The organism is Vibrio sp. R11-SG3-ISO3-SZ, assembly GCF_059834345.1.
The window spans coordinates 1-5,512 of the sequence record NZ_JCBDGX010000143.1 but is presented as its reverse complement, the minus strand read 5'-3'; the positions used below and the strand labels follow the sequence as shown (position 1 = coordinate 5,512).

Sequence of the window (5,512 nt, the reverse complement as noted above, 5' to 3'; positions counted from 1 at the left end):
ATTACCCTGTAGGCCGAGGTTACCCCAAACTGACTCAAGCGCTTGAAGAGATACCGACCTTAAAAGGCACCTTTGATAAGCCTAAATATTTTCGTCTCGATACCGACTTGTGCGCGCACAGCTCACGAGGTGTCAAAGGGTGTGAGCGCTGTGTCGATGCCTGTCCGGCAGGCGCACTTTCCAGCCAAGGGAGTGAGAAAACGGGGCATAAGATAGAGATTAATCCGTTTCTCTGCCAAGGGGTTGGCACCTGTGCAACCAGCTGCCCGACGGAAGCGATTCATTACGCGCTACCTAACCCGACACAAACGCAGACGTTTGTTGAGCGTCTATTGGCCAACTACCGCAAGCACAACGGCCAAGCGCCCGTCCTTCTATTTTGCAGTGAACGCCATGAAAGTTACAACGTCATAGCGCTTAAGCAGTTACCTGACAATGTTATTCCCGTCGAGTTGGAAGAGATCGCCAGCGTCGGTATCGATACGTGGTTTGCAGCATTGAGCAATGGCGCTTGCCAAGTGTTGTTTGCCGTCAGTCAGCACATGCCACAAACCATATTGCGCGTACTCAATAGTGAGATTGACACTGCTCAACGCTTTCTTGCGCAACTAGGGATTGATACCTCGCGTATTGAGCTACTCTATATCGAGTCACTGCGCAGCACGATACCTCAGTTGATCACCGAGCCGTTAAGCATCTCTTTGGGTGAGATCAGTGGCAACAAACGTCAGCGTCTGTTTAGCTGTTTAGATGCCCTCGCGCAGCACTACCCGCCAAGCCAGGTTATCGCCGATGTTCCTGCTCATGCGCCTTATGGTCAAGTGAAGTGTGACAGCACTAAGTGTACCTCTTGCATGAGCTGCGTGGCGGTGTGTCCGACGCGCGCCTTACATACCGACGGTCAATCGCCCTCTTTGCAGTTTGTCGAGCAAGATTGCGTGCAGTGCGGCTTGTGTGAAAAAGCGTGTCCAGAGAGCGCGATTGAGTTCGAAGCGCGCATGAACTGGAATCAGCAAGAGCGAGAGAGCGCCAGAATCATTCACCAAGAACCGGCTGCCAAGTGTTTACGCTGTGAAAAGCCGTTTGCTCCTCAGTCTATGATAGACATGCTGCAATCCAAGTTACAGGGTCACTCACATTTCACCGATCAAGCAGCAATCAATCGTATTGCCATGTGTGAAGATTGTCGTGTCGTCGATATGTTTGAGTCGATGGCGAACGACCCGATGCAACAGCTCAACTATTAGGATTTCAAATGGAAACGACAATGGACCCTCATCCATCCCCGCGCGCAGAAGTGTATCTGTTGATTGCGACCTTGCTGCGCCAGTGCCCCAATGAGCCGATGTTGAACTTTTTGCGAGAGTTAGAGACCGAGTCTGCGAACAATGACATGGTCAAGGCGTGGCAATCACTCAACAGCGCAGCAAAGCACGTCGAGCCAAGCCAACTTGAAGATGAGTTCTTTGAGCTGTTTATCGGTATTGGCCGAGGCGAAGTGGTGCCGTTTGCCTCCTGGCACCTGACGGGCTCTTTGATGGAGAAACCGTTGGCAGAGCTGCGTCAGACGCTAGCCAGACTCGGATTCGAACGCGACAGCCATGTTAAAGAGCCCGAGGATCACCTCGCAGCATTGTGTGAAGTCATGGCGATGCTGGTTCCTCAAGATGAAGTGACTCAGCAACAGTTTTTTAACGACCACATTGCGCCTTGGTTTTATCTGTTTACCGAGCAACTGAATGAAGCAAAGCACGCCCAGTTCTATCGAAGTGTTGCTCAATTGATAAGCGCTTTTCTCACTGTCGAGCAGGTGCGTTTTACGCGCTCGCCAGATCATCACACCAGTACACGAATTGAAGTTAAAGATGCCACCGAGTATGGACCGAGTTCTCTATAGAGATTTGGTCTGAACTCAGGAATAAGAGAGGGCACGACAACAGAGTGACTCTCTCAATACCAATAAGGTAAGGAAGCAAAATGAAAAACAAAAGTGAAGTGGATAATGGACGCCGCGACCTGCTCAAAGGCGTGGCCAGTGCCGCCGTTGTTGGTGCGGTTGTCGCCGGAACCAGTCAAGCCGTAGAGGCAAAAGAGAGCAGCGTTACAGCCACCGAGCCAACCAAAGCTGGCTATCGTGAAACGCAGCATGTGCGCGATTACTACGACACGCTATAGGAGTGAAGACGATGAAACTAACCAAACGCTCCGATACGGTCAGCCAGCAAAATAATCCGCTGGGTATTTCGCGTCGCGCCTTTATGAAAAATAGCTCGCTCGCCGCAGGAGGTGCAGTGGCGGGTGCGTGTCTCTTCACCCCGGGAATGATGAAAAAAGCCGAAGCGAAAGCGGTTGATCCTGAGGCGAAAACCGAAGTAAAACGCACGATTTGTTCGCACTGCTCTGTGGGTTGCGGTATTTACGCCGAAGTGCAAAACGGCGTATGGACAGGGCAAGAGCCTGCGTTCGATCACCCGTTTAACGCAGGCGGTCACTGCGCAAAAGGGGCAGCGCTACGAGAGCACGGTCATGGTGAGCGCCGCTTAAAGTACCCAATGAAGCTTGAAAATGGCAAATGGAAGAAGTTGTCATGGGAGCAAGCGATCAACGAAATTGGTGATCAGTGCTTGTCTATTAGAGAGCAGTCGGGCCCAGATTCGGTTTATTTCCTTGGGAGCGCTAAGCACAATAACGAACAAGCTTATATGTTCCGTAAAATGGCGTCGTTGTGGGGAACCAACAACGTCGACCACCAAGCGCGTATTTGTCACTCAACGACGGTCGCCGGTGTCGCCAATACTTGGGGCTACGGCGCGATGACCAACTCCTTCAATGATATGCACAACTGTAAGTCGATGCTGTTTATCGGCTCTAACCCGGCGGAAGCGCATCCTGTGGCGATGCAGCATATCCTGATCGCTAAAGAGAAGAACAACTGTAAGATTGTTGTCGCGGATCCGCGTAGAACGCGCACTGCGGCGAAGTCGGATCACTACGTTTCTCTGCGACCGGGCTCGGACGTTGCTTTTATTTGGGGCATCTTATGGCACGTGTTCGCTAATCAGTGGGAAGATAAAGAGTTCATTCGTCAACGCGTGTTTGGTATGGACGAAATCCGTCAGGAAGTCGCCAAATGGACGCCAGCCGAAGTCGAACGTGTGACGGGCGTCAGTGAAGCGGATGTTTATCAGACGGCGAAATTGCTCTCTGAAAATCGACCTGGCTGCGTGGTTTGGTGTATGGGCGGAACTCAACACACCACAGGTAACAACAACACTCGTGCTTACTGTGTATTAGAGCTGGCACTGGGTAATATGGGTAAGTCGGGCGGCGGCGCTAACATTTTCCGCGGCCACGATAACGTGCAAGGTGCGACGGACCTTGGCGTTTTGTCGCACACTCTTCCTGGGTATTACGGTCTTGCTGATGGAGCATGGCAACATTGGGCGCGCGTATGGGATCTGGATTTTGACTGGGTGAAGAATCGCTTTGATCAAAACGAGTATCGCGGTCAGAAACCGATGAATAACATGGGTATCCCAGTATCACGCTGGATTGATGGTGTACTGGAAAACAAAGAGAACATCGAGCAAAACGACAACATTCGCGCCATGTTCTACTGGGGACACGCAGTCAACTCGCAAACCCGTGGCGTTGAGATGCGTCAGGCGATGAAAAAGCTCAACATGATGGTGATTGTCGATCCATACCCAACCGTCGCAGCCGTAATGAACGATCGCACCGATGGCGTCTATCTGCTGCCTGCCACAACGCAATTTGAGACCTATGGCAGCGTTACTGCGTCAAACCGCTCAATTCAGTGGCGCGATAAAGTGGTTGAGCCCTTGTTTGAATCCAAACCGGATCATGAAATCATCTATTTATTGAGTCAGAAACTGGGTATTGCCGATCAACTGTTTAAACACATTCGGGTCGAAAACAATCAGCCTGTGATTGAAGACATCACGCGTGAATTCAACAAAGGGATGTGGACCATTGGCTACACAGGACAAAGCCCTGAGCGATTGAAGGCGCACCAACAAAACTGGCACACCTTCCACAAAACCACATTGGAAGCAGAAGGCGGCCCGATCCACGGTGAAACCTACGGACTGCCTTGGCCATGTTGGGGAACGCCAGAGATGAAGCACCCAGGCACGCACATCCTGTACGATACCTCCAAGCCAGTAGCACAAGGTGGCGGTAACTTCCGCGCTCGTTACGGGGTTGAATTTGAGGGCAAAAACCTATTGGCAGAAGACAGCTATTCGAAAGGCTCTGAGATCCAAGATGGTTACCCTGAGTTCAGTGACAAGTTGCTTAAATCGCTCGGTTGGTGGGACGATCTCACGGAAGCTGAGAAAGCCGCCGCAGAGGGCAAAAACTGGAAAACCGATCTCTCTGGCGGCATTCAACGTGTGGCCATCGCCCACGGCTGTATTCCATTTGGTAATGCGAAAGCACGAGCGATTGTATGGACCTTCCCAGATCGCGTGCCGCTTCACCGTGAGCCACTTTATACACCTCGTCGTGATCTTGTTGCCGATTACCCAACTTGGGACGACAGTGAATCGATTTACCGATTACCGACGCTCTACAAATCCATTCAAGACCAAGATAAATCCGGTGAGTACCCGATTATTTTGACCTCCGGTCGCTTGGTCGAGTACGAAGGTGGCGGTGATGAAACGCGCTCAAACCCTTGGTTGGCAGAGCTGCAACAAGAGATGTTTGTTGAGGTGAACCCGAAAGATGCCAACGATCTCGGCTTTAAAGATGGCGATATGGTTTGGGTTGAAGGGGCTGAGAAAGGGCGAATCAATGTTAAAGCCATGGTAACGCGCCGAGTTCGCCCGGGTATGGCGTTCATTCCTTTCCACTTTGGCGGCAAATTCCAAGGCGAAGATCTGCGCAGTCGTTACCCTGAAGGCTCTGATCCTTATGTGATTGGTGAGTCTGCCAACATTGCCACGACATACGGTTATGACCCTGTGACGCAAATGCAGGAAACCAAAGTCACCCTCTGTAACATTCGCAAAGCGTAAGGAGTTACCCCATGGCTAGAATGAAATTCCTATGTGACACCAAACGCTGCATCGAATGTAACGGCTGTGTCACGGCATGTAAAAACGAAAACGATGACGCATTAGAGTGGGGCATACAGCGCCGCCGCGTTGTGACCCTCAATGATGGTGAACCGGGTGAAAACTCGATTTCGGTGGCGTGCATGCACTGTACCGATGCACCATGTATGGCAGTGTGTCCCGCCGATTGTTTTGAACACACTGAAGATGGCATCGTGCTGCACAACAAAGATCTCTGCATTGGTTGCGGCTACTGTTTGTTTGCTTGCCCATTTGGTGCACCGCAGTTTCCAAAACAGGAAGCGTTTGGTGAACGTGGCAAAATGGACAAATGCACCTTCTGTGCAGGCGGACCGGAAACAGAGCCAGGCTCGCCAGAAGAGCGTCAAAAGTACGGGGCTAACCGCATTGCGGAAGGTAAGTTGCCGATG

At 51.4% G+C, this 5,512-nt stretch carries 5 protein-coding genes; all 5 read left to right on the top strand.

The annotated features are described in order from the left end of the window. Positions 1-1,247, top strand: a 1,247-nt coding sequence (locus tag AC6R1O_RS16595; RefSeq protein WP_500657426.1) for a 4Fe-4S dicluster domain-containing protein, incomplete at its 5' end; no start/stop codon positions are given. A gap of 8 nt (positions 1,248-1,255) precedes the next feature. Beyond that, positions 1,256-1,897, top strand: a complete 642-nt coding sequence (locus AC6R1O_RS16590) for a TorD/DmsD family molecular chaperone (RefSeq protein ID WP_500633370.1) — start codon at positions 1,256-1,258, stop codon at positions 1,895-1,897. Positions 1,898-1,977: 80 nt separating this feature from the next. Then, positions 1,978-2,175: a twin-arginine translocation signal domain-containing protein gene (locus AC6R1O_RS16585; protein WP_487901950.1), complete on the top strand. Its 198-nt coding sequence runs from the start codon at positions 1,978-1,980 to the stop codon at positions 2,173-2,175. A gap of 11 nt (positions 2,176-2,186) precedes the next feature. Then, the gene (locus AC6R1O_RS16580) at positions 2,187-5,042 is read left to right on the top strand and encodes a formate dehydrogenase subunit alpha (protein ID WP_500657425.1); all 2,856 of its coding nucleotides are present in this window, start codon (positions 2,187-2,189) and stop codon (positions 5,040-5,042) included. Positions 5,043-5,053: 11 nt separating this feature from the next. Next, the coding region (fdh3B, locus tag AC6R1O_RS16575; RefSeq protein WP_500657424.1) for a formate dehydrogenase FDH3 subunit beta at positions 5,054-5,512 on the top strand (459 nt) is incomplete at its 3' end.

Bases quoted from the DNA above. Each gene is read 5' to 3' on its own strand.
- AC6R1O_RS16590 (WP_500633370.1), top strand. From the start codon at position 1,256: ATGGAAACGACAATGGACCCTCATCCATCCCCGCGCGCAGAAGTGTAT.
- AC6R1O_RS16585 (WP_487901950.1), top strand. From the start codon at position 1,978: ATGAAAAACAAAAGTGAAGTGGATAATGGACGCCGCGACCTGCTCAAA.
- AC6R1O_RS16580 (WP_500657425.1), top strand. From the start codon at position 2,187: ATGAAACTAACCAAACGCTCCGATACGGTCAGCCAGCAAAATAATCCG.